21 protein-coding genes are annotated in these 19,337 nt (G+C 44.5%); all 21 read right to left on the bottom strand.

Annotated features, from left to right (window positions below; all coding sequences use genetic code 11):
* Positions 1-212: 212 nt before the first annotated feature.
* Positions 213-863, bottom strand: a complete 651-nt coding sequence (tsf, locus tag M1D71_RS10605) for a translation elongation factor Ts (protein WP_062833819.1) — start codon at positions 861-863, stop codon at positions 213-215.
* A 115-nt stretch (positions 864-978) separates the two neighbouring features.
* On the bottom strand, positions 979-1,677 hold the full coding sequence (rpsB, locus tag M1D71_RS10600; protein ID WP_017689155.1) for a 30S ribosomal protein S2: 699 nt from the start codon (positions 1,675-1,677) through the stop codon (positions 979-981).
* A gap of 295 nt (positions 1,678-1,972) precedes the next feature.
* A complete protein-coding gene (locus tag M1D71_RS10595; protein ID WP_458126394.1) occupies positions 1,973-2,599 on the bottom strand; it encodes a hypothetical protein in 627 nt (208 codons plus the stop codon).
* Between the two features lie 3 nt (positions 2,600-2,602).
* On the bottom strand, positions 2,603-3,187 hold the full coding sequence (locus M1D71_RS10590) for a DUF6115 domain-containing protein (RefSeq protein ID WP_458126393.1): 585 nt from the start codon (positions 3,185-3,187) through the stop codon (positions 2,603-2,605).
* A 63-nt stretch (positions 3,188-3,250) separates the two neighbouring features.
* Positions 3,251-3,565 (bottom strand): hypothetical protein, encoded by a 315-nt coding sequence (locus M1D71_RS10585; RefSeq protein WP_458126392.1) that lies wholly within the window; start codon positions 3,563-3,565, stop codon positions 3,251-3,253.
* 52 nt (positions 3,566-3,617) lie between these two features.
* Complete coding sequence (locus M1D71_RS10580; RefSeq protein ID WP_458126391.1) at positions 3,618-5,027, bottom strand: DUF342 domain-containing protein; 1,410 nt, start codon at positions 5,025-5,027, stop codon at positions 3,618-3,620.
* A gap of 63 nt (positions 5,028-5,090) precedes the next feature.
* Positions 5,091-5,879 (bottom strand): FliA/WhiG family RNA polymerase sigma factor, encoded by a 789-nt coding sequence (locus M1D71_RS10575; protein WP_145318858.1) that lies wholly within the window; start codon positions 5,877-5,879, stop codon positions 5,091-5,093.
* Between the two features lie 15 nt (positions 5,880-5,894).
* Complete coding sequence (locus M1D71_RS10570) at positions 5,895-6,338, bottom strand: hypothetical protein (RefSeq protein ID WP_336764922.1); 444 nt, start codon at positions 6,336-6,338, stop codon at positions 5,895-5,897.
* Between the two features lie 4 nt (positions 6,339-6,342).
* The gene (locus tag M1D71_RS10565) at positions 6,343-6,840 is read right to left on the bottom strand and encodes a chemotaxis protein CheD (RefSeq protein ID WP_145318862.1); all 498 of its coding nucleotides are present in this window, start codon (positions 6,838-6,840) and stop codon (positions 6,343-6,345) included.
* Complete coding sequence (locus M1D71_RS10560; RefSeq protein WP_458127217.1) at positions 6,833-7,453, bottom strand: chemotaxis protein CheC; 621 nt, start codon at positions 7,451-7,453, stop codon at positions 6,833-6,835. Before M1D71_RS10560 ends, M1D71_RS10565 begins: the two co-directional genes overlap by 8 nt.
* 10 nt (positions 7,454-7,463) lie before the next feature.
* A complete protein-coding gene (locus M1D71_RS10555) occupies positions 7,464-7,925 on the bottom strand; it encodes a chemotaxis protein CheW (protein WP_145318865.1) in 462 nt (153 codons plus the stop codon).
* Positions 7,926-7,966: 41 nt separating this feature from the next.
* Positions 7,967-10,039: a chemotaxis protein CheW gene (locus tag M1D71_RS10550; RefSeq protein WP_458126390.1), complete on the bottom strand. Its 2,073-nt coding sequence runs from the start codon at positions 10,037-10,039 to the stop codon at positions 7,967-7,969.
* 32 nt (positions 10,040-10,071) lie between these two features.
* The gene (gene cheB, locus M1D71_RS10545; protein WP_458126389.1) at positions 10,072-11,514 is read right to left on the bottom strand and encodes a chemotaxis-specific protein-glutamate methyltransferase CheB; all 1,443 of its coding nucleotides are present in this window, start codon (positions 11,512-11,514) and stop codon (positions 10,072-10,074) included.
* 32 nt (positions 11,515-11,546) lie between these two features.
* On the bottom strand, positions 11,547-12,434 hold the full coding sequence (locus tag M1D71_RS10540) for a MinD/ParA family protein (protein WP_458126388.1): 888 nt from the start codon (positions 12,432-12,434) through the stop codon (positions 11,547-11,549).
* Positions 12,431-13,783 carry a flagellar biosynthesis protein FlhF gene (gene flhF, locus M1D71_RS10535; RefSeq protein ID WP_458126387.1) on the bottom strand — a complete coding sequence of 451 codons (1,353 nt, stop codon included), beginning with the start codon at positions 13,781-13,783 and terminating at the stop codon, positions 12,431-12,433. Before flhF ends, M1D71_RS10540 begins: the two co-directional genes overlap by 4 nt.
* Positions 13,780-15,813: a flagellar biosynthesis protein FlhA gene (flhA, locus tag M1D71_RS10530; protein WP_458126386.1), complete on the bottom strand. Its 2,034-nt coding sequence runs from the start codon at positions 15,811-15,813 to the stop codon at positions 13,780-13,782. Before flhA ends, flhF begins: the two co-directional genes overlap by 4 nt.
* A 25-nt stretch (positions 15,814-15,838) precedes the next feature.
* Complete coding sequence (gene flhB, locus M1D71_RS10525) at positions 15,839-16,921, bottom strand: flagellar biosynthesis protein FlhB (protein ID WP_458126385.1); 1,083 nt, start codon at positions 16,919-16,921, stop codon at positions 15,839-15,841.
* A 23-nt stretch (positions 16,922-16,944) separates the two neighbouring features.
* Positions 16,945-17,733, bottom strand: a complete 789-nt coding sequence (gene fliR / locus M1D71_RS10520) for a flagellar biosynthetic protein FliR (protein ID WP_458126384.1) — start codon at positions 17,731-17,733, stop codon at positions 16,945-16,947.
* Between the two features lie 10 nt (positions 17,734-17,743).
* Positions 17,744-18,013 (bottom strand): flagellar biosynthesis protein FliQ, encoded by a 270-nt coding sequence (gene fliQ, locus M1D71_RS10515; protein ID WP_076330675.1) that lies wholly within the window; start codon positions 18,011-18,013, stop codon positions 17,744-17,746.
* A gap of 25 nt (positions 18,014-18,038) precedes the next feature.
* Positions 18,039-18,794 carry a flagellar type III secretion system pore protein FliP gene (gene fliP, locus M1D71_RS10510; RefSeq protein WP_458126383.1) on the bottom strand — a complete coding sequence of 252 codons (756 nt, stop codon included), beginning with the start codon at positions 18,792-18,794 and terminating at the stop codon, positions 18,039-18,041.
* A complete protein-coding gene (locus M1D71_RS10505) occupies positions 18,791-19,327 on the bottom strand; it encodes a flagellar biosynthetic protein FliO (protein WP_458127216.1) in 537 nt (178 codons plus the stop codon). The genes fliP and M1D71_RS10505 overlap by 4 nt, the downstream gene beginning before the upstream one ends.
* Positions 19,328-19,337 lie beyond the last annotated feature (10 nt).

Below are 19,337 nucleotides of genomic sequence, written 5' to 3'. Positions count from 1 at the left end.
TTGAACACGCTCGGTGTTCAACCAACAAAACTTCTCGCGCATGGCCTCCTGCTTAAAAAGAAAGGAACACAGTTGTGTTCCGCTCTTTTAGGAAAAACGTTCAACCGGTAAGGCAATGTTTTCCTGAGATATAAGGGAGTTTACGCTTCGAAGTTTTATCATTCTTATATCTTCGAAAAATCAATCTTGCTTGCCGGTTTAGAAAAAACGTCTTATTTGTTTACTTGGGACATTACTTCTTCTACGAAGTTGTCTACTTTTTTCTCAAGACCTTCACCCAGTTCGTAACGAACGAAACGACGGATGGAGATGTTTTCACCGATTTGGCTGATTTTTTCATTCAGCAATTGGGAAATCGTTTTGTCTGGATCTTTAACGAAAGTTTGTTCCATCAGGCAATATTCTTCGTAGTATTTACCGATACGGCCTTCAACCATTTTTTCAATGATTTTCTCTGGTTTGCCTTCGTTAAGAGCTTGAGCTTTCAAAATTTCTTTTTCCTTTTCCAGCTCTTCTGTAGGAACTTCTTCGCGTGTAACGAATTTAGGATTAGCTGCAGCGATTTGCATAGCTACATCTTTAACGAAATCCTTAAATTGATCCGTTTTACCAACGAAGTCTGTTTCACAGTTAACTTCAACCAGAACGCCAATACGTCCACCAGCGTGGATGTAAGATTCTACAACGCCTTCAGTTGCTGCACGGCCTGCTTTGCTTGCTGCTGCAGAAAGACCTTTCTCACGCAACAATTCAGCTGCTTTCGTTACATCGCCGTTTGCTTCTTCCAGTGCTTTTTTGCAATCGAGCATACCAGCGCCCGTTCTTTCGCGAAGTTCTTTTACTGCACTCGCATTAACTGCCATTATAAATTCCCTCCAAAATTAAGTATTGTACGTACACTCTAAAAAAAGGGCAGTGAGAGGTTATCCACCTGCCAACCACCCTTTTCATTTAGTTTATTGCATATGTTCGAATCTATTAAGCAGAAGTTTCTTCGCCTTGGTTAGCTTCGATTACAGCATCAGCCATTTTACCTGTCAGCAATTTAACAGCGCGGATCGCGTCGTCATTACCCGGGATAACATAATCGATCTCGTCCGGATCGCAGTTAGTATCAACGATACCTACAATTGGGATACCCAATTTGCGAGCTTCCGCAACAGCGATACGCTCTTTGCGTGGATCGATGATGAACAGGGCGCTTGGCAGGCCTTTCATATTTTTAATACCGCCCAAGAATTTCTCAAGACGATCTTTTTCTTTGCGAAGCAAGATTACTTCTTTTTTAGGCAATACAGCGAATGTACCGTCTTCTTCCCAAGCTTCCAATTGTTTCAAACGATCAATACGTTTTTGAATGGTTTGGAAGTTAGTCAGGGTACCGCCGAGCCAGCGTTGGTTAATGTAGAATTGACCAGCACGTTCAGCTTCTTCTTTAACGGAATCTTGAGCTTGTTTCTTAGTACCCACGAAAAGAATTTTACCATTCTCTCCTGCGATTCCTTTAACGAAGTTGTAAGCCTCTTCGACTTTTTTCACCGTCTTTTGCAAGTCGATGATGTAAATTCCGTTTCTTTCAGTGAAGATATAACGATCCATTTTTGGGTTCCAACGACGAGTTTGGTGACCGAAGTGTACCCCAGCTTCGAGAAGCTGCTTCATGGAGATTACTGCCATCTTCACACACCTCCTAATATGGTTTTTATTGTGTCCTCCGCCGGCATCATTTTTCGCCAAGACTCTCCATAAGGAAAGCACCCTCAACAAAATTAGCACATGCGTGTGTTTTAACACCGTTATCTAATATAGCATAATTGACCGCCTGATGCAACAGTCTTTGAAACTAAAATCTCCTTTATACTTTTGTTACTAACGAAGCCATTCAACCGAGTTCTTGTACTTATCACTATTTATTAATAAAGCTTTCAAAAAACACGACTAAATACACAAAAACCGTCCTGTCCGAGCACGCTCAGCTTGACGGTTCTTTCGTAATTTTTGCGATAATGGATTTGAAGCTTTCACCTTTTTCAAGTGCATAGGTACCTACTTGAATTTTAGTGTTGATTCGCTCAGCCTTGCCAGCCTTGATAAACGCTTGAGCATCATCAACGATTCCAGCTGTTTTCAGGTTTGCTGCAACAATCGCCAGACTATTGCCTGAACGTACTTTGAATGAAACTGTCGCGCCTTTTGGATTACTCGGCGTTGAAGGTTCAATGGTCTTCGGCTCCGTTATTTCTTTCTGCTCTTCACCTTCACTTGTAGCAGGCTCTTGTGGCTTTTCAGGTTCGGCAGGTGTTTCTGTAGTGGATGCTGTCGCAGGCGGTGTTGCTGTATCTCCCTGCAGTTCGCTGCTCTCCTGTTTTTTCTTCTCCACCCACTCTGCTTCTGTGTAAAGTTCCTCCTCAGAATCTATCAACTTCATGTCCAAACTTCTCGCGGCCGTTTCAAGTTGTTCTTTGGTCATATTGGCGGTCTTCTCGGGGTCAAGGTTACTATCCGATAATGCATTCTGTCCCACTGTTGCCAGTTGAAGCAAAACTGCACCAACGATCATGCCGCTCCCCAATCCAATCCATAAGGATCGCTTGTCCATGACTCAGCTCTCCTCCCGTTCGGCAAGTTGCAGTATTAATTGTACTTCCCCGCGTTGAATGCCTGTTTGCTTGGAGATGGCATCCATTGACTTACCCTCAGCATGTAAATTAAAAAGTTCTGCATATCGATCTTTAATCGATTCACGTTGAGGATTGGATTCTGTCTTGCTACTCTGAAGGTCTGCTTCTTGGGCCTGCTGGGCCGCTTCTGCTTGCACACTTTTCACGAGCGCTTGTGCTTGCAAACCTTCGGAAGTTGGTACAGGCATATTACCTGGATGTTGAACTGGTGATGCAACGGGTTCGTTCATTTTGCTCTGTTCCAACTGATCCAACCGCTGCTGTAATTCCTGTAGTTGCAATTGCATACGTTGATCGGCTGCTGTCGCTTCTCCTTTCATTTCAGCTACACGCTGAATGAGAGCGTCATTATCATTTTCAATCTCGGTCATGTAATGTTCAAGCGTAGATTCCATCTCTTGCACCAGTTGATGCCCCGGCTCCTGCGCCTTATTTTTCCGGGGCATGATATATGCGTAGGCAATGGCGCAGGCCCCTAATATGACAATAATGATCCATGGTGACAAATTCGGTTCTCTCCTTCTGATTCAACCATCGGTGCGCAAAACTGCATTCCATCAAATCATGTATTACAGAGACAGATCAATGTGTTTTCCTTTATAAGGGTGCTCGGCAGGTTTGATGTTTTCCTGAACTTGAGCCGTTTCCTGTCCATCTGAGCCACTCTGCTGATGTCCATCATTCGTATGACCATCACGCACCGAAGTTTGTGAAGTTTCATCCATTGCTTCACTACGTTGCCTTGCTTCATTTGCTTCTTTCGACGTTTGCTCTGCCAATAGATTCTGATCCGTAATCGGTCTTTGCTGGGCTTCACTTTGATAGCGCCCCGCCTCGCTCGTTCGTGGTACCGCAATCTGCAACTCCACTGCTTTGAAACTCATACGCTCACCTCACGGTTTCGAATGGATTTCTTCATGTGCCTGAATGCTGTACTTAAACGTATGGAACCATCGTAATATCGCCATCGTGATAATAAAATGAAATTCGACTGACTGGATCTTTAATAAATTTCGTGTATCTGCCGATAACTATTTTAGAGCCTCCATAAACCATCTTCAGAATATCAACACGAGCCTTGCTTGTATCTTCAAGTGCCTTTTCAATTTCAAAGATGCGCATTTTCGTTTCTTCACTTACACGAAGAGCAGATTTCTGTGTAGCACTCAGCTTGATTCGCATCGACATCTTATCCGGAGTTAATTGTCCTGCGGCAGCTAGCTGATCCAGCAATGTCAAAGCTTTCTTCGTTTTGTCCAAGGAATCCATCTGCTCTCTGACTTCCTTGCGCAAATCATTAAGTTCGTTACGAAGCCTCGGTAGCACACCAACTTCAATGGCAGTGACAGTGGACGTACTGTTGCCTACAACACGCGCTGAGACGTTCTGACCAGCCTGGATTGAGCCTCCAACGATAAGACCTTTGGTTCCTGCACAGATGACACGATGGCCAGCACGAATATTGGAATGCATAATGCTTTGGGAAACCAGAACATCTTCACCGGCATCCACGTTGCCTTCTTGAATAAACGTACATTTAACATTATGGCCTGCTTGTACCAGTCCTTTGTTGTAACCAATAATGCCACCGGTAATTTCGATTGAGCCACCTGCTTCCAGTTCCGCTCCTTCGACACCTCCGACGACACGAATGTCACCTGCTGCTTTTACTTTAAATCCGGTAAGCACATTGCCGCGTATAACAACAGTTCCTACAAAATCAATGTTGCCTTTGTTGTAGTCAACGTCTCCATTAACTTCATAGACCGGAAATACATTTAGTTTATTACCATCTGTTTTGGTAACCAGCCCATCCAGCGCTGCATACATGGCAGATCCATCCGGGTTAATCACTACGTTTTTCCCAACTTTAAACCGGGCTTCTTTACCAGGACGATAAGGAATTTCCTCACCTGTTACTGCCCTGCCTGGTATGCCATCGACAGGAGCAATTCGCTCTGCAATGATCTGTCCACTACGAACATTGTTTAACCGGGTCACTTCTTTGTAATCGACAGTTCCATCTTCCGATTCAAGAGGTCGTCGTTCATTCGTATCGTCCATCCCTACCAGGATCTTGATGAATCCATCTGTTCCCTGAATGGGAGCGACACCTTCTGCAATCTTGTATTTATCTTTCAAATAGATTTCAGGGTTACTCACCAAAAGTAACAATGCCTCTCGCAATACACCTTGTTTGATGCCCTTGTTCGCCACAAATTGTTCAAGTTCATCAATCGTGCAGGCAAAGCCTTCTTCCTCTTTGGAAAATTCAAGGTAGGCTGTGCATTTGTCGTCCGATAAAACAATGTTTAAACATTGTTCCAAAGCAGTCCGCTGTGTCACCGCAATTCTTCCTCCTTTTAGGCTTTCCACTCCCCAAACTCCAATATATATTACTTTTCTCTTTTAATCCTTACGCATCAACAAATCTTTCTGTTTGTCCAACGTGCCGCGTAGTCGTAATATTGCCTTGGAATGTAACTGGGATATACGAGACGGAGAAAGAGACATGACCTCCGCAATTTCACTAAGAGATAGATCTTCGTAATACAAGAGTGAAACGACTGTTCGCTCTTTTACCGTCAACTTGTCAAGCCCTTGCACCAATGCTTCCTTCAAATAAAACTCATTCACTTTATAATCCGGATTTTTGGCTTTTTCATCTACCATCAAAGACAGACGTGTCTCAGACTCTTCTTCACGAATCGGGTCTTCCAGCGAGCATAGTGACATAACTGCCACTTCCTGAAGCATATGTTGAAAATCTTTGGTCGACACATCCAGATACTGACTCATTTCCTCATCACTAACGGATCTGAGATAGCTTTGTTCCAGCTGCTGGTAGGCGTCCTCAATCCGCTTGGCTTTCTCCCTAACAGAACGCGGAACCCAATCACCTTGACGCAGACCGTCAAGTATGGCTCCGCGAACCCTCCATGATGCATAGGTTTCAAATTGCAAACCACGTTCATAGTCGAACTTCTCCAATGCATCAATCAACCCCATAACTCCATTGCTCTCCAAGTCATCTTTGGGAACATTTTTAGGCAAACCGACAGCCAGGCGACCCGACACATAATTTACAATGTGAAGATACTTTTCAATCAAATTTTTCTTGGCTTCAAGATCTCCATGTTCTTTCCACTTTTCCCACAGATCAGAATGGTTCAAATGTGAAGCTTTACGCTCGTTCAATTGCTTTCACCCTCCTTATTTGTCTGTCAGGTGACGAACGGCCTGCGCCAATTCCTCCGGATCCTTGGTCCGGACAAGTTTAGGCGGATCCAAAGGGGCGAATCCCGTTGGAGCTTTCGTCTCAGATGGCGGAATGTTATCCCCAGAGGAGGCGTTCTGTCCACTCTTGAGCAAGTCATTCAGCTCTTGTCCATCATCTTCGAGTTTGATGTCCACCTGTGAACCTCTTTGATCTTGAGCACTTGGTGAATCATAACCATACCCATTTCCCTCGGCCTGAGGGTTCAATAGCAATCCCAATCCCCAGCGTAAGCCATATGCAAGGACAAACCAGGCTACGAATCCAATCAATCCGCGAATTAAACTGGTCATCAACACATTGCTGCTGAATGCTACAAAAAAAGTAAGAATAAATCCAACGATGCCTGCTCCAAGATTAATGCGGTAGTTTCCTATCATAGTCTTATAGTTCCTTTACACCCATTTGGACACTGCGAATAGTCAAAAGTCCAGTTTCACAATCCATTTCAATCGTTCGTCCATAATTGCCACCCGTATCTTCTGCCAGAAGTGGGATCTTGAGTTTCTGTAGCCACTCTCGACAAGAATCTGCGTTTCTTGGGCCAATCCGCATCGTATCCCCGGCACCAGCAAAGGCAAACATCTGAGAGCCTCCGGCCATTTTAGAAACGATACGTGAGTGAGAAGCGCCTAGTTTTATCATTCTTTCCAAAAGCTCAGGCAACGCCGTATCCGCATATTTGGCTGTGTTCAATTTCCCTTCACGGGCAATCTCTGAAGTAGGAAGCATGACATGCGCCATTCCAGCCAGTTTCAAATGTGGGTCATACATTGTTAATCCCACACAAGAGCCCAAGCCAGTTGTACGGATTACACCAGGAAGATGAGCGATGTTTAAATCCGCCATACCGACTTTAACGACGCTTTTGTCCTCAATCATGGCTCAGTGGCACCCCTAGCGATTCAAATATCTTTGCGAATGATGGTGGATCCGGAATCAGGAAAAACTGACCTTCAACCTGATCTTCACCTTCAAAGAAAGAGGTGTCAATCAACAATGCATCATCACCCATCTCGCCAAATTGCAGCAAGCCGTAGCTCAGAATGGCACCTGCCATGTCAATGGCAAGTCCAGGAACGGTTGGGTACATGGACAACTTCGTGAAATCTGCCAGAGAAGAAAGATATGATCCAGCCAAGATATTTCCAATTTCGGAAAGCGCTGATTGCTCCATATCCGAGAAAGCGAGTCCTTCTTTCAGATCAAACCCAGCAAGTCTATTCAACAACATTTTAGCAGCCTCGGGTGTCATCATAAAGAAAAGATTTCCCGGTGCTTCCCCTTCTACACGAAGAAATACGGTAACAACGATGCGTTCATCTCCGCCCACTTTTTCAGCGACTTCTTCAAAAGGGAGCATTTGTACTGTAGGTACACCCATGTCAATCGGTCTGTTGAGGAGTTGAGACAACGCCGTTGCGGCGTTGCCTGCTCCAATGTTACCGACCTCTTTGAGCACATCCATCTGGAATACCTCAAATCGGTTGAACATCTCCACGGTACTAGCCCTCAACACTTTCCAGCTGTACAATCTCGCTTTTATTTAATACTTCGTTCAAGTTGAGCATGATCAGCAAGCGTGAATCCTCCAATTTGGCTACACCACGCAGGTATCTAGCTTTGACGCCGCCAACCACTTCTGGTGGGCTATCGATGGCACTGCTTTTGATATCAATAACATCATTGGCAGAATCTACGATAAAGCCAACTTGCATGTCATCTACACCAACGATAACAATACGAGTCTGATCCGTGTACTCCGATTCCGGAAGGGAGAAACGACCGCGTAGATCAATGACCGGAATTACAACACCACGTAGATTAATTACTCCTTTTACAAAGGAAAGTGTTTTGGGAACACGGGTAATTGGCATCATGCGCTCGATCGTCTGAACCTTGTCTACCTCAATACCATACTCTTCGGAACCCAATTTAAAGACGATGACTTTCAACTCTTCTTCCACGTAAAAAACCTCCCTATTAAATGTAAGACTTAGCTATATGCTTATTTAATAAATGCATTAGGATCAAGAATCAGGGCTACTTGTCCATCTCCGAGAATGGTTGCTCCAGAGATTCCTTCAATAGCAGGGAGATAGGTTCCCATTGATTTGAGAACAATCTCACTCTGTCCAATAAATTCTTCAACAGCTACGGCTGCAAGACGGTCACCTTTGCGAATCACAACAATTTCGGTTTCCTGCTCATCAGCATCATTGAAATCGGGTACGGAGAAAACTTCGCTCAAGGACAAGTATGGAATAAGTGATTCACGGAACGTGATCATTTTATTGCCATGGATATTACGAACCTGTCCACGCTGTACAATTGCTGTCTCTACAATGGAGGACAATGGAACAGCGTATTTCTCTGAACCGAGTCTTACAAGCATTGCAGCAATAATGGAAAGAGTCAACGGAAGCTGAACAGAGAAATTCGTGCCCTTCCCTGGAGTCGAATGAATCGTTACATTACCGCCAAGCGATGTGATTTTAGATTTTACTACATCCAGACCTACGCCCCGACCAGAGATATCCGAGATAATATCGGCAGTACTAAAACCAGGTGCGAACAACAGCTGATTCACTTCATCATCGCTCATCTTGGCACCTTGTTCTTCGGTTACAACCCCACGTTTGATTGCGGTTTGCAAAAGCTTGTCGCGATAGATGCCTTTACCATCATCTTCAATCTCGATAAATACGTGATTTCCACTATGGAAAGCGCGCAGGTTTACTGTACCCATCTCTGGTTTACCTGCAGCAACACGTTCTGCAATGGATTCCACACCATGGTCAACCGCGTTACGCAGCAAATGCACGAGTGGATCACCAATCTCATCGATTACCGTACGATCGAGTTCCGTTTCAGCACCTGTAATCACAAGATCAATTTTTTTATCAAGTGTCTTAGCCAGATCACGGATCATGCGCGGGAATCGATTAAATACGGTATCTACCGGGACCATCCGCAATTTCAATACAATGTTTTGCAAATCTGTGCTAACTCTGCTTAAATGCGCTACCGTATCAGACAAATCATTATTGCCTGTCTCGCTGGCCAGTTGCTCCAGACGTGAACGGTCAATCAACAATTCACTGAACAGGTTCATCAGTACATCGAGGCGCTCAATATCTACACGAATGGTACGTGAAGGTGCAGCAGCTTGCTTCGGCGCAGCTGCTTTGGCTGGTGCCGACTTGGCTTCTTCTTTGGATGAAACATTTTTATCCGGCGAAGTAACCTCAGCTACAGCGGTTGGAGCGGGTGGTGCTTCAACTGTAGCCGCGACCTGATTGGCCATCTGCTGAAGAGTCTCCTGATCCAGCTGAATAAGCTTCGCACTTTCAATTTCGGAGATACTCATGATGCCTTCTTCCAGTTCGTGCGCCTCTTTAGTTGTTATATAATACAACGAGAAACTGCGCTCAAACTTCTCCTGCTCAATATCCTGAACGGATGGGTAAGCCTTAACGACTTCACCTGAACGCTCGAGCATATCAAAGACCATATACGCCCGAACACCTTTTAACTGACTATGCTCACTAACAAGCACATCGATATAGAATACACGGTGACCTTCGGCAATCGACTGATCAAGCACTGAATATTGGAATTCATCCAGCTCCACAGCCGAAGATATTGAAGCATTAGCTTGCTTGTTTTTATCAGTTGCAGGAGCATCTCCGTTTGTAATCTCACCATTTTCAATTGCCTGAAGTGAGGCTACGATAGAGGACACATCCGCTTTACCTTGTCCACCCGCGGTAATATCCTGAACCATAGTTTCCAAGGCATCCAGACTCTTGAACAGAGTATCAAAAATGTAATCTTGCATCTTCAACTTCTCATTCCGCACAAGGTCCAGCACATTTTCCATTTTGTGTGTCAGTGATGCCAAATCTTCGAAGCCCATTGTTGCCGCCATACCCTTCAGGGTATGAGCTGAACGGAATATAACCTGAACTATTCCCAGATCTTCCGGATTGCCTTCAAGTTGAAGCATGTTTTCGTTAAGGGATTGCAGATGATCATTAGACTCATCAATAAACATGGATAGATATTGGTTCATGTCCATTGTGAGGCACCTCCTCCGTGAGTTACACTCCGTTATTTCACTGCTTGAACAAGTTTAGATGCAATCTCCTGCAGTGGCAGAAGATGACGAACGCATTGCAGCTCTACAGCAGAACGCGGCATACCATATACAACACATGTTTCTTCATTCTCGGCAAAGGTTGATGTAACTCCAGCTTCGTATAATTTCTTCATCATACGAGCTCCATCACTTCCCATTCCTGTCAGCAAAACAAGATGCCTTTGTAAAGATGTAAACGGCAGTAGCGACTCAAACATCGTATCCACCGAAGGTCTATGCCCATTCACTGGTTGATCCTCAGTCAGCTTCAGGATAAACTTCCCGTCTGCTGTTTTGTTAACTTTCACATGGAATCCGCCGGGTGCTATATAGGCAGTCCCTTTCTTCAGGACCATGCCCTCTTCAGCTTCAACCACATGCAGTGGACTGAACGTATTCAATCGTTGAGCCAACGAACGGGTAAAATTGGGCGGCATATGCTGCACAATTATGACTGGTGCTGGCAAATCAGCGGGCAGCTGCTCAAGTAATGTCTTGAGAGCCCTAGGTCCACCCGTAGAACAACCTATCGCTACAAGCTTGTTGAATGATCCTTCCGGGCTCCCAGCACCTTTTGGAACAGCATTAGACTTGGCTAAATCCTTGGTTTTTGCAGAGGCAGAAGTTGCTGCTATTTGATCGGCTGCCATTCGAGCTGCATTAGGTAGTCGAATTTCCTTTGGAGTCTGTAGTGGATTAGCTGACCTCACTGCTTTTTCTACATTCGTCCCCGAATTACGCTCTGCCTTCGGCAAAGGCTCCATTTTATTCTCTACTCGGCCTGGTTTCGAAGGTGATAATGGCGCAATTGGCTTCTTTGATTTGGCCTGAAATTCTTCAGTCTGCTCTCGTACAGCACGTTGAGCTGTCTGGATAGGATCGATCGTTTTTTTCACAGGCTCCGTTCGATCCCTGACTGGCATTTCTTTCTGCACTGGCTGAGTTGGGGGAGCAACTGTTCCTCGCAACATGTCTCTATTTTTCATGGATAAATCACGATCAGCTTTTCGTTTGATCTCATTCATCGCAGCACGCATGCGTTCAACCAAAGCTTTACCGACTTGGGCAATATCCTGATCATGTACGATGGATGGTTTACGAATGAAGTCAAATGCCCCGGCTTCAAGCGCCATAATGGTTTCTTTCATGCCTTGTTCGTTGATACCAGAGAGCATAATCACAGGAACGAAGGATTCCTTCATAATTGATTTTAGTGCGTCCAACCCATTCATTTCGGGCATCTCAACGTCCATTGTGATAATATCGGGTTTCAATTCTAGCGATTTTTGAATCGCTTCTCTACCGTTTGAAGCCGTTGCTGTGACCTTGAATTCCGGATCCGATTGAATTAAATCCGTAACAATTTTACGCATAAAAGCGGAATCATCAACAACCAATACTTGATACACCGCCATGTTATATCACCCCTATTTCCTTTATTCAGAAATCATGTTGTCCGCTTAAGCCACTTTTTCATAAATCCCCTGATTCCTGTCAAGGTTCCGGATTCCGAAGTTGCAGGTACAGCCAAATAACGGAGAGCAAGTTTCTCTATATCTTTGGAGGCTCTGCTATTTGGATAAGCCAGGCTATAGGGCATTTGTCTTTTAACTGCCTTAACTACCTGAGCGTCTTCTGATATATACCCAAGTAGCGGAATATCCGTCTGCAAAAACCGCCTTGCCACTCCTGCTATTTTATCTGCCACCCGTTCCGCTTCCCGTTCGTCTTCAACCCGGTTAACGATCATCCTAAAGGGTGTAGCATTTTCCTGGCCGTGCATAACTTTGACTAAAGCATAAGCATCGGTTATTGAAGTCGGTTCAGGTGTGGTTATAATCAGGCATTCATCGGCAGCACCGATAAATCTCATGTTCTCTCTGGAAAGCCCTGCCCCGGTGTCAAAGATCACATAATCCATTTCCTGAGCGATATCTTCCACTTGACTGGCGAAGAACTCCAGATCACGATCAGACAACGAGAACAACTCTTTCATGCCCGACCCTCCAGCAATGTAAGGCAAGCCGCTAGCACCCAGTTGTATGATCTCCCTTATGGACTTTTGTCGGTATAACAGGTGGTACAGATTATAGGATGAGGACGTACCCATAAGAACATCGATGTTAGCCATTCCAATATCGGCATCAAACACAAGCACTTTTTGCCCCAAAGCCTGTAATGCCAATGCAAAGTTCAGTGTAAAATTGGATTTCCCAACACCTCCCTTACCACTCGCCACAGTGATGATTTTGGAGGACCGAATATCTCGGTCAATGCCTTCCATTTCCAGTGGCGCGGAGACCATACTTCGAAGTGAGGCTGCCTGATCCTTCATTGTATCCATTCTCCCAGCAACTGTTTAGACAATGAACCTGCTTCCGGTTTTAACAAATCGTCTGGAACATTTTGTCCATTTGCCACATATGCAAGCTTGAGCGGAAAACGATGCAACAGGTTAAATAGCGGACCACAGCTTCCGGTCTCATCCATTTTGGTGAAAATCACCTTGTCCAGGCCATATTTACTGAAATGTTCTGTGATCTGAACCATATCAGCACTTTTGGAAGTCATACTCATGACCAGAAAAGTTTCACTATTCTCCACAGGAGCAAGCAAACTTTGCAGTTCCGAGACAAGTAGTTCATTTCTGTAATTTCTACCTGCAGTATCCATAAAGATTAAGTCACAATTCTCTAATCGAGAAATTGCACGCTGTGTATCACCGGGCGATTGTACCACTTCAAGTGGTACATTCAGAATGGATGCATACGTTCTAAGCTGTTCTACTGCCGAGATCCGATACGTATCTGATGTAATAAATCCAACTTTACGCTGTTTTTTGAACATCTGTTCAGCAGCCAATTTCGCAATTGTCGTGGTTTTTCCTACACCGGTTGGTCCAGCTACGTAGACGATTCGAGTGGTAGGAAGAATGCCTTCTTCGATACGTTGTTCCAAAAAGTGCATGACCTCAAGCTTTACCGCTTGTTCTGCTTCCTGTTCATTCAATCCATCCTCAGACAATTTTGCTTGGATCGAATCGAACCAGGATTCCCACACTTCAGGCCAAACATCTTGTTCTGTCAAACGTTCTCTGATTGCGTGCAATGCTTCAGGCACAGGGTCCGTAGAAATACCTTGCTTCGAAAGCTTGGTCACCATCTGTTTAAGATCCTGCAATTCAGTCATTAACTTATCCTGTTGCAGATCTGAGCCCGTTTGCTTCGTGGCAGTTGTTGAACCCGAAAAATCCGCCCCTTGCGGTCGCGGTTTATGATCAGTGCTCGAAGAACCTGAGCCGCCGTCTATGTTTGAACCGATATTGCTCGATTCAAACATAGACGACGCAGCCGCAGATTTTTCCTGAGCATTCTGATCAGCTGTATTCGTTGTAGCCGACTCATCAGAAGCCGCAACAAACGAACGAGCTGTTTGCCGATAGGCCTCAGGTACAAATGCACGAGGTACAGGTGTAAATTGATTTTGCACTGGCTTCGTCGTTTGCTTGTTTTCTTCTTTATCCACTGCAGCTACAACTTCGATCCGTTTTTTGCGGAACATTCCCATCACACCGCCCACCTTAATCTCTTTGGTGGACAGAATGACGGCATCACTTCCCAGGTCTTTGCGAATTTGAAGCATAGCTTCGGGCATGGTCTCAACAACGTATTGTTTTACTCTCATAAGTTCACCACCCCGATACTTTGAATTTCAACATTCGGCTCCAACTCGCTGTAGGAAAGTACAGGAATATCCTGCATTGTACGTTCAATAACCTGACGCAGATACATCCGAATGGTTGGAGAAGTTAATACAACAGGTTGCTGACCCGATTGAATCAAACGGTTCACTTGTTCACTTAGCTTCTGATACACACTCTGTGTTGATACAGGGTCTAGCGCAAGATAGCTGCCTTGATCCGTTTGTTGCACACTTTCAGCAATTTTCTTCTCAAGACCAGGTCCAACCGTGATCACGCGAAGTGTCTCACCTTTTTGTGAGAACTGCTGAGTAATCTGACGTGAGAGGGATTGTCTGACATATTCAGTAAGCACGTCAGGGTCCTTTGTATACGTTCCATAGTCAGCCAGTGTCTCAAAGATGGTTACCATGTCACGGATGGATACTTTCTCACGCAATAATTTCGCGAGCACTTTCTGCACATCACCAATGGAGAGAAGAGAAGGAATAAGTTCATCCACCAGCGCAGAATAGTTTTCTCTGAGATTATCCACAAGCGCTTTGGTCTCTTGTCTTCCAAGTAACTCATGCGCATGCTTCTTAATCAGCTCTGTCAGATGTGTAGCCACAACGGAAGGCGGATCTACGACTGTGTACCCTGCAAGTTCCGCTCTGTCCTTAGTTACTTCATCAATCCACAGTGCCGGAAGACCAAACGCTGGCTCTGTTGTTTCAATCCCCGTCACAGACTCCTCTTCATAACCAGGACTCATGGCAAGGTAATGATTCAACAACAGTTCTCCGCCGCCTACCACATTGCCCTTGATTTTAATAACATACTCATTGGGTCTGAGCTGGATGTTATCCCGAATCCGAATCACCGGAACGACCAAGCCCAGTTCAAGAGCACACTGTCTACGAATCATAATGATCCGATCCAATAAGTCCCCACCCTGCTGGTTATCAGCAAGCGGGATCAAACCATAACCAAATTCAAACTCAATAGGGTCAACCTGAAGCAGGTTAATTACACTTTCAGGACTTCTGACCTCTTCAATCTGCTGTTCTTCTTCCAACTGTTCTTCCGCTTCCTGTTTCAAGTTCAGATTATTCTGCATTCGCCAAGCGGCAAATGCCAAGACACCTGCCAACGGAAGCGTAGTAGTAACATGAATTGGTGTAAAGAAACCCAGCATGGCAATAACGAAAGCTACAATGTAAATGAGGATCGGGTATGTAAACAGTTGCCCCGTAATATCATCTGCCAAGTTTCCTTCTGATGACGCTCTGGTGACGATAAGTCCTGCTGCTGTGGAAATAAGGAGAGCAGGGATTTGGCTTACCAATCCATCTCCAATGGTTAATACAGAGTAAGTTGACATTGCATCTGTAAAAGCCATCCCATGCACAGTCATACCGATAATAAATCCACCAATGAGATTGATTAAGAGAATGATGATACTCGCAATTGCATCGCCTTTGACAAATTTACTTGCTCCGTCCATTGCTCCATAGAAATCGGCCTCGCGTTCTATTTTGGAACGACGCTCACGAGCTTGTTGCTCGTTGATCAGACCCGCATTCAGATCGGCATCAATACTCATTTGTTTACCTGGCATCGCATCGAGGGTGAATCGGGCAGCAACTTCAGCTACACGCTCCGAACCCTTGGTAATAACGATAAACTGAACAACAACGAGGATCAAAAACACGATAAATCCAATCGCAATTTGCCCTCCAGCAATCCAGCTACCAAAGGTAGCAACGACGGCTCCGGCATCGCCTTCACCAAGGATTAGCTTGGTTGTTGAAATGTTCAATGCCAGTCGGAACAGTGTGGTGATCAGCAGCAAAGCAGGAAAAATGGAAAACTGCAATGCTTCTTTGCTGTTCATGGCAACAAGGAGTATCATCAGTGCAATTGATATATTGACGACCAGCAACAAGTCCAACAGCCAGGGCGGGATCGGGAGAATCATCATTAACACAATGCCAATGATACCCGCAAGGACAGCTATATCTTTAATTTTCAATGAATGTACGGCCTCCGATCCCCTTTTATTTCGTTCTGCCCTTTAGTTTATATACATAAGCCAGCACTTCGGCTACCGCTTGAAACAAATCGGCCGGTATGGCGTCACCAATCTCGGCTCTCTGGAACAATGCCCGTGCCAGCGGCTTGTTTTCCATCGTAATAACCCCGTGCTCTTTGGCAATTTCCTTAATACGCAAGGCGACATAGTCCTGACCTTTGGCAATAATCTGCGGAGCCTCCATCTCGGAACCTTCATACTTTAGCGCAATGGCAAAGTGGGTCGGGTTCGTGATGATTACATCCGCATTCGGTACTTCCTGCATCATACGCTGCATAGCCATGCGACGCTGACGTTCCCGAATCTTACCTTTGATCAGCGGATCACCTTCCATTTTCTTATACTCGTCCTTGATATCTTGCTTGGACATGCGGATTTTTTTCTCATGATCGTACTTCTGGTACATGTAATCAAATATAGCAAGTATCATCAGCGCAACAGCAATCTTGACCCCCAGACTCAAAGTAATTGAAGCAGCAAAATGTAAGATAGCATCCAATGAAAAATGAGAAAGTGAAGCAATATCGGATTGATAACTTACAATTGTGCTGTATACAAGGTAGCCAATGATTGACATTTTGAGAACGGATTTCGCAAATTCAACCAATGAACGAAGAGAAAAAATATTTTTAAACCCTTTAATCGGATCCAACTTCTCGAGTTTCGGCTTCAAGCCTTCACCCACAAGTAGAAAACCAACCTGCATATAGTTGACAATTAATGCAACTAAGACTGCTCCTAACAAAATAGGAGCGAGCAACAACATCACTTCAATGCCATAGCGCATCAATAGTGTCATTACATTTTCACCGTTGATGTCCATGCTCAGGCGATTGATGAAAATATCTGTAAAAAGTCTAACTGTACGTACCTTGTAGAATTCACTGAAAACCATCATGATCAAGAATGAGAACAGGAGAATTGAAGCACCCGATAGCTCCATGCTTTTGACAACCTGTCCCTTTTTACGTGTATCCTGTCTCTTTTTCGGGGTAGCTTTCTCCGTCTTCTCCCCTGCAAACAACTGGAGGTCGAGTTGAAGTTTCATCCGAATCATATCCTCCGTTTCACTCACCCCGGCCTTTGTCCAATGGTTCCAAGCAATTTTTCCATGGATCTAAATATCGCCTCGAACAATTGACTGAATACAAAAGCGAAGCTGGGAACCAGTAAAAGCATAATAGCAAGCCCGACGAGTACTTTAAGCGGCATTCCGACTGCAAACACATTAAATTGAGGAGCTGTTTTAGCTAAAAAACCCAATCCTACATCCGTCAAAAATAAAGCTACTACAATCGGAGCAGACATTTGAAAAGCAAGCATAAATGATTGACCTAATGTACGAACTAAAAATTCAGCAAGACTTCCGTCTGCCAACCGTAGGAAAAACACATTGGATAAAGGCACCCAACGGTAACTATAGACAATCGCATCCAGTAAATAATGATGTCCGTTCATCGTTAGAAACAGAAGCATAGCAAATGCATACTTAAAGTTACCTGTAAGTGGAGCTGAAGCACCAGTCATGGGATCATATACATTAGCCATACCAAAACCGATTTGAAGGTCAATAAAGGTTCCTGCAGTCTGTACAGCTGTCATCAACAGATAGGCAACAAATCCTAAAAGCAGGCCAATCAAAATCTCTCTAATGATGAGTAATATATAGCTCAGATCTGTCGGCACGGTCTGGTTTATGCCATATATCATATATACAGTCAATGTGACAAAAGCTGACAGACCAATTTTGATTGAGGTCGGTACATTTCGAGCCGAAAAGACCGGCGCTGTTACAAAAAATGATGTAATTCGACAAAAGATAAGCAGAGCAACAGGTAAACTTTGCAATAATGTCTCCATCTGCTAAAGCCTATCCTATGTATCTGTATAGATTATCGAGGATGTTGTACGTAAAATCGACTAATATATTCAATATCCACGGTCCAAACAAAAGTACCGCCAGAAGTACGGCAACAATCTTGGGCACAAAAGCTAATGTTTGTTCCTGAATTTGAGTTGTCGCTTGAAAAATACTGATTGCAAGTCCTACAACCAGAGCTAGTATAAGCATGGGTGCACTGGCCAGCAATGACGTGTATACCGCTTTCCCGGCCAGACCGATAATAAATTCCGAAGTCACGACCGTCCTCCTTTAACCTTCCGGCTCAAGTGTTAAAACTCAGCAACAGTGACTTGACAACCAGATACCACCCGTCCACAAGGACAAAGAGTAGTATTTTAAAAGGTAATGAGATCATGACCGGCGGAAGCATCATCATACCCATCGCCATGAGTGTACTCGCGACAACAATATCTATAACCAGAAACGGAATGAAAATCATAAACCCCATCTGGAATGCTGTCTTCAACTCACTGATTACATATGCCGGTACCATAACTGTAATTGGAATATCCTGATACGTTTCCGGCTTTTCGGTCTGATTGTACTTCATAAACAGCAACAGATCTTTTTCTCTGGTGTGAGAAAACATAAATTTCTTTATGGGATCCGCTGCTTTTTCAAGTGCTTCGGTTTGGTTAATGTCTCCCTGAAGATAAGGCTGGAGTGCTACCTGATTAATGGAAGACAACGTTGGTGACATGATGAAAAGTGTCATAAAAAGTGCCAAACCGACAAGCACCTGATTGGGTGGCATTTGCTGTGTACCCAAAGAGGTACGTACAAAACCTAGAACAATCACAATCCGAGTAAAACTGGTCATCAGCACCAGCATTGCTGGTGCAATACTAAGCACCGTGATCAACAGGATAATGGACAGTGAACTCGTGCTTGGTGTTCCCCCATCACCGTTTCCGATTTGAATATCGATATTCGGAATGGGCTCGGCAAAAGCAACCGTGACCGATGCCAGACTGATAAGTCCCATCAAACAACAAGCTAACCAAATCTTTTTCTTCATGAATCCCTCGACCGATCTGTAGTATTGTCTTTATCCAGGAGCTTCTCCATCTTCTCTTTGCGGTTAGGGATCTGCCGAAGTTTGGATTCAAACATTTCGTGAAAAGAAGTTGTGTCCTCCAGTTCCATTTCCCGCGGCGGTTCATCTTTACGGAAGCGTTTTGCGAGCTTGGTAATGAGAGGCGAGAGATTCCCTTGTTGAGCAGCAGCATCTCGTTCGAATGATTCAATGATTCTTTGCGCCTCTTCCAGATCGGAAACTTTATCCACCAACTGGATGTCTTCACCTACACCAAGCAGATATACACTTCCACCAATTTCGATAATTTGCAGCGACTTGTTTTGTCCCAGTCCGACCCCGCCCAGAGTACGAATCGTGCCGTGACGGGACCACTGCTGATTCCGTTTGTTTAAAAACCGGATCAGATAGACAATAAGGGCCAGGATGACGGCCAGGACAACAATCACCCATATAAGCTGTAAATAATAATTGGCTCCTACGCCAGTTCCTCCTGGAATATCACCCTGAGCCATCATCATGTCT

Source organism: Paenibacillus sp. Z3-2, from assembly GCF_054161325.1.
The sequence above is the reverse complement of the archived record's forward strand: the minus strand, read 5'-3'. Positions and strand labels throughout refer to the sequence as shown.

Excerpts from the sequence above, each read along its gene's own strand:
- rpsB (WP_017689155.1), bottom strand. The coding sequence starts at position 1,677 with ATGGCAGTAATCTCCATGAAGCAGCTTCTCGAAGCTGGGGTACACTTC.
- M1D71_RS10505 (WP_458127216.1), bottom strand. The coding sequence starts at position 19,327 with ATGGCTCAGGGTGATATTCCAGGAGGAACTGGCGTAGGAGCCAATTAT.
- M1D71_RS10550 (WP_458126390.1), bottom strand. The coding sequence starts at position 10,039 with ATGGACATGAACCAATATCTATCCATGTTTATTGATGAGTCTAATGAT.
- M1D71_RS10540 (WP_458126388.1), bottom strand. The coding sequence starts at position 12,434 with ATGAAGGATCAGGCAGCCTCACTTCGAAGTATGGTCTCCGCGCCACTG.
- M1D71_RS10565 (WP_145318862.1), bottom strand. The coding sequence starts at position 6,840 with ATGATTGAGGACAAAAGCGTCGTTAAAGTCGGTATGGCGGATTTAAAC.
- fliP (WP_458126383.1), bottom strand. The coding sequence starts at position 18,794 with ATGAAGAAAAAGATTTGGTTAGCTTGTTGTTTGATGGGACTTATCAGT.
- M1D71_RS10560 (WP_458127217.1), bottom strand. The coding sequence starts at position 7,453 with ATGTTCAACCGATTTGAGGTATTCCAGATGGATGTGCTCAAAGAGGTC.
- flhB (WP_458126385.1), bottom strand. The coding sequence starts at position 16,921 with ATGAAACTTCAACTCGACCTCCAGTTGTTTGCAGGGGAGAAGACGGAG.
- M1D71_RS10570 (WP_336764922.1), bottom strand. The coding sequence starts at position 6,338 with ATGATAGGAAACTACCGCATTAATCTTGGAGCAGGCATCGTTGGATTT.
- M1D71_RS10595 (WP_458126394.1), bottom strand. The coding sequence starts at position 2,599 with ATGGACAAGCGATCCTTATGGATTGGATTGGGGAGCGGCATGATCGTT.
- M1D71_RS10585 (WP_458126392.1), bottom strand. The coding sequence starts at position 3,565 with ATGAGTTTCAAAGCAGTGGAGTTGCAGATTGCGGTACCACGAACGAGC.
- tsf (WP_062833819.1), bottom strand. The coding sequence starts at position 863 with ATGGCAGTTAATGCGAGTGCAGTAAAAGAACTTCGCGAAAGAACGGGC.
- fliR (WP_458126384.1), bottom strand. The coding sequence starts at position 17,733 with ATGGAGACATTATTGCAAAGTTTACCTGTTGCTCTGCTTATCTTTTGT.
- cheB (WP_458126389.1), bottom strand. The coding sequence starts at position 11,514 with ATGGCGGTGTATCAAGTATTGGTTGTTGATGATTCCGCTTTTATGCGT.
- flhF (WP_458126387.1), bottom strand. The coding sequence starts at position 13,783 with ATGAGAGTAAAACAATACGTTGTTGAGACCATGCCCGAAGCTATGCTT.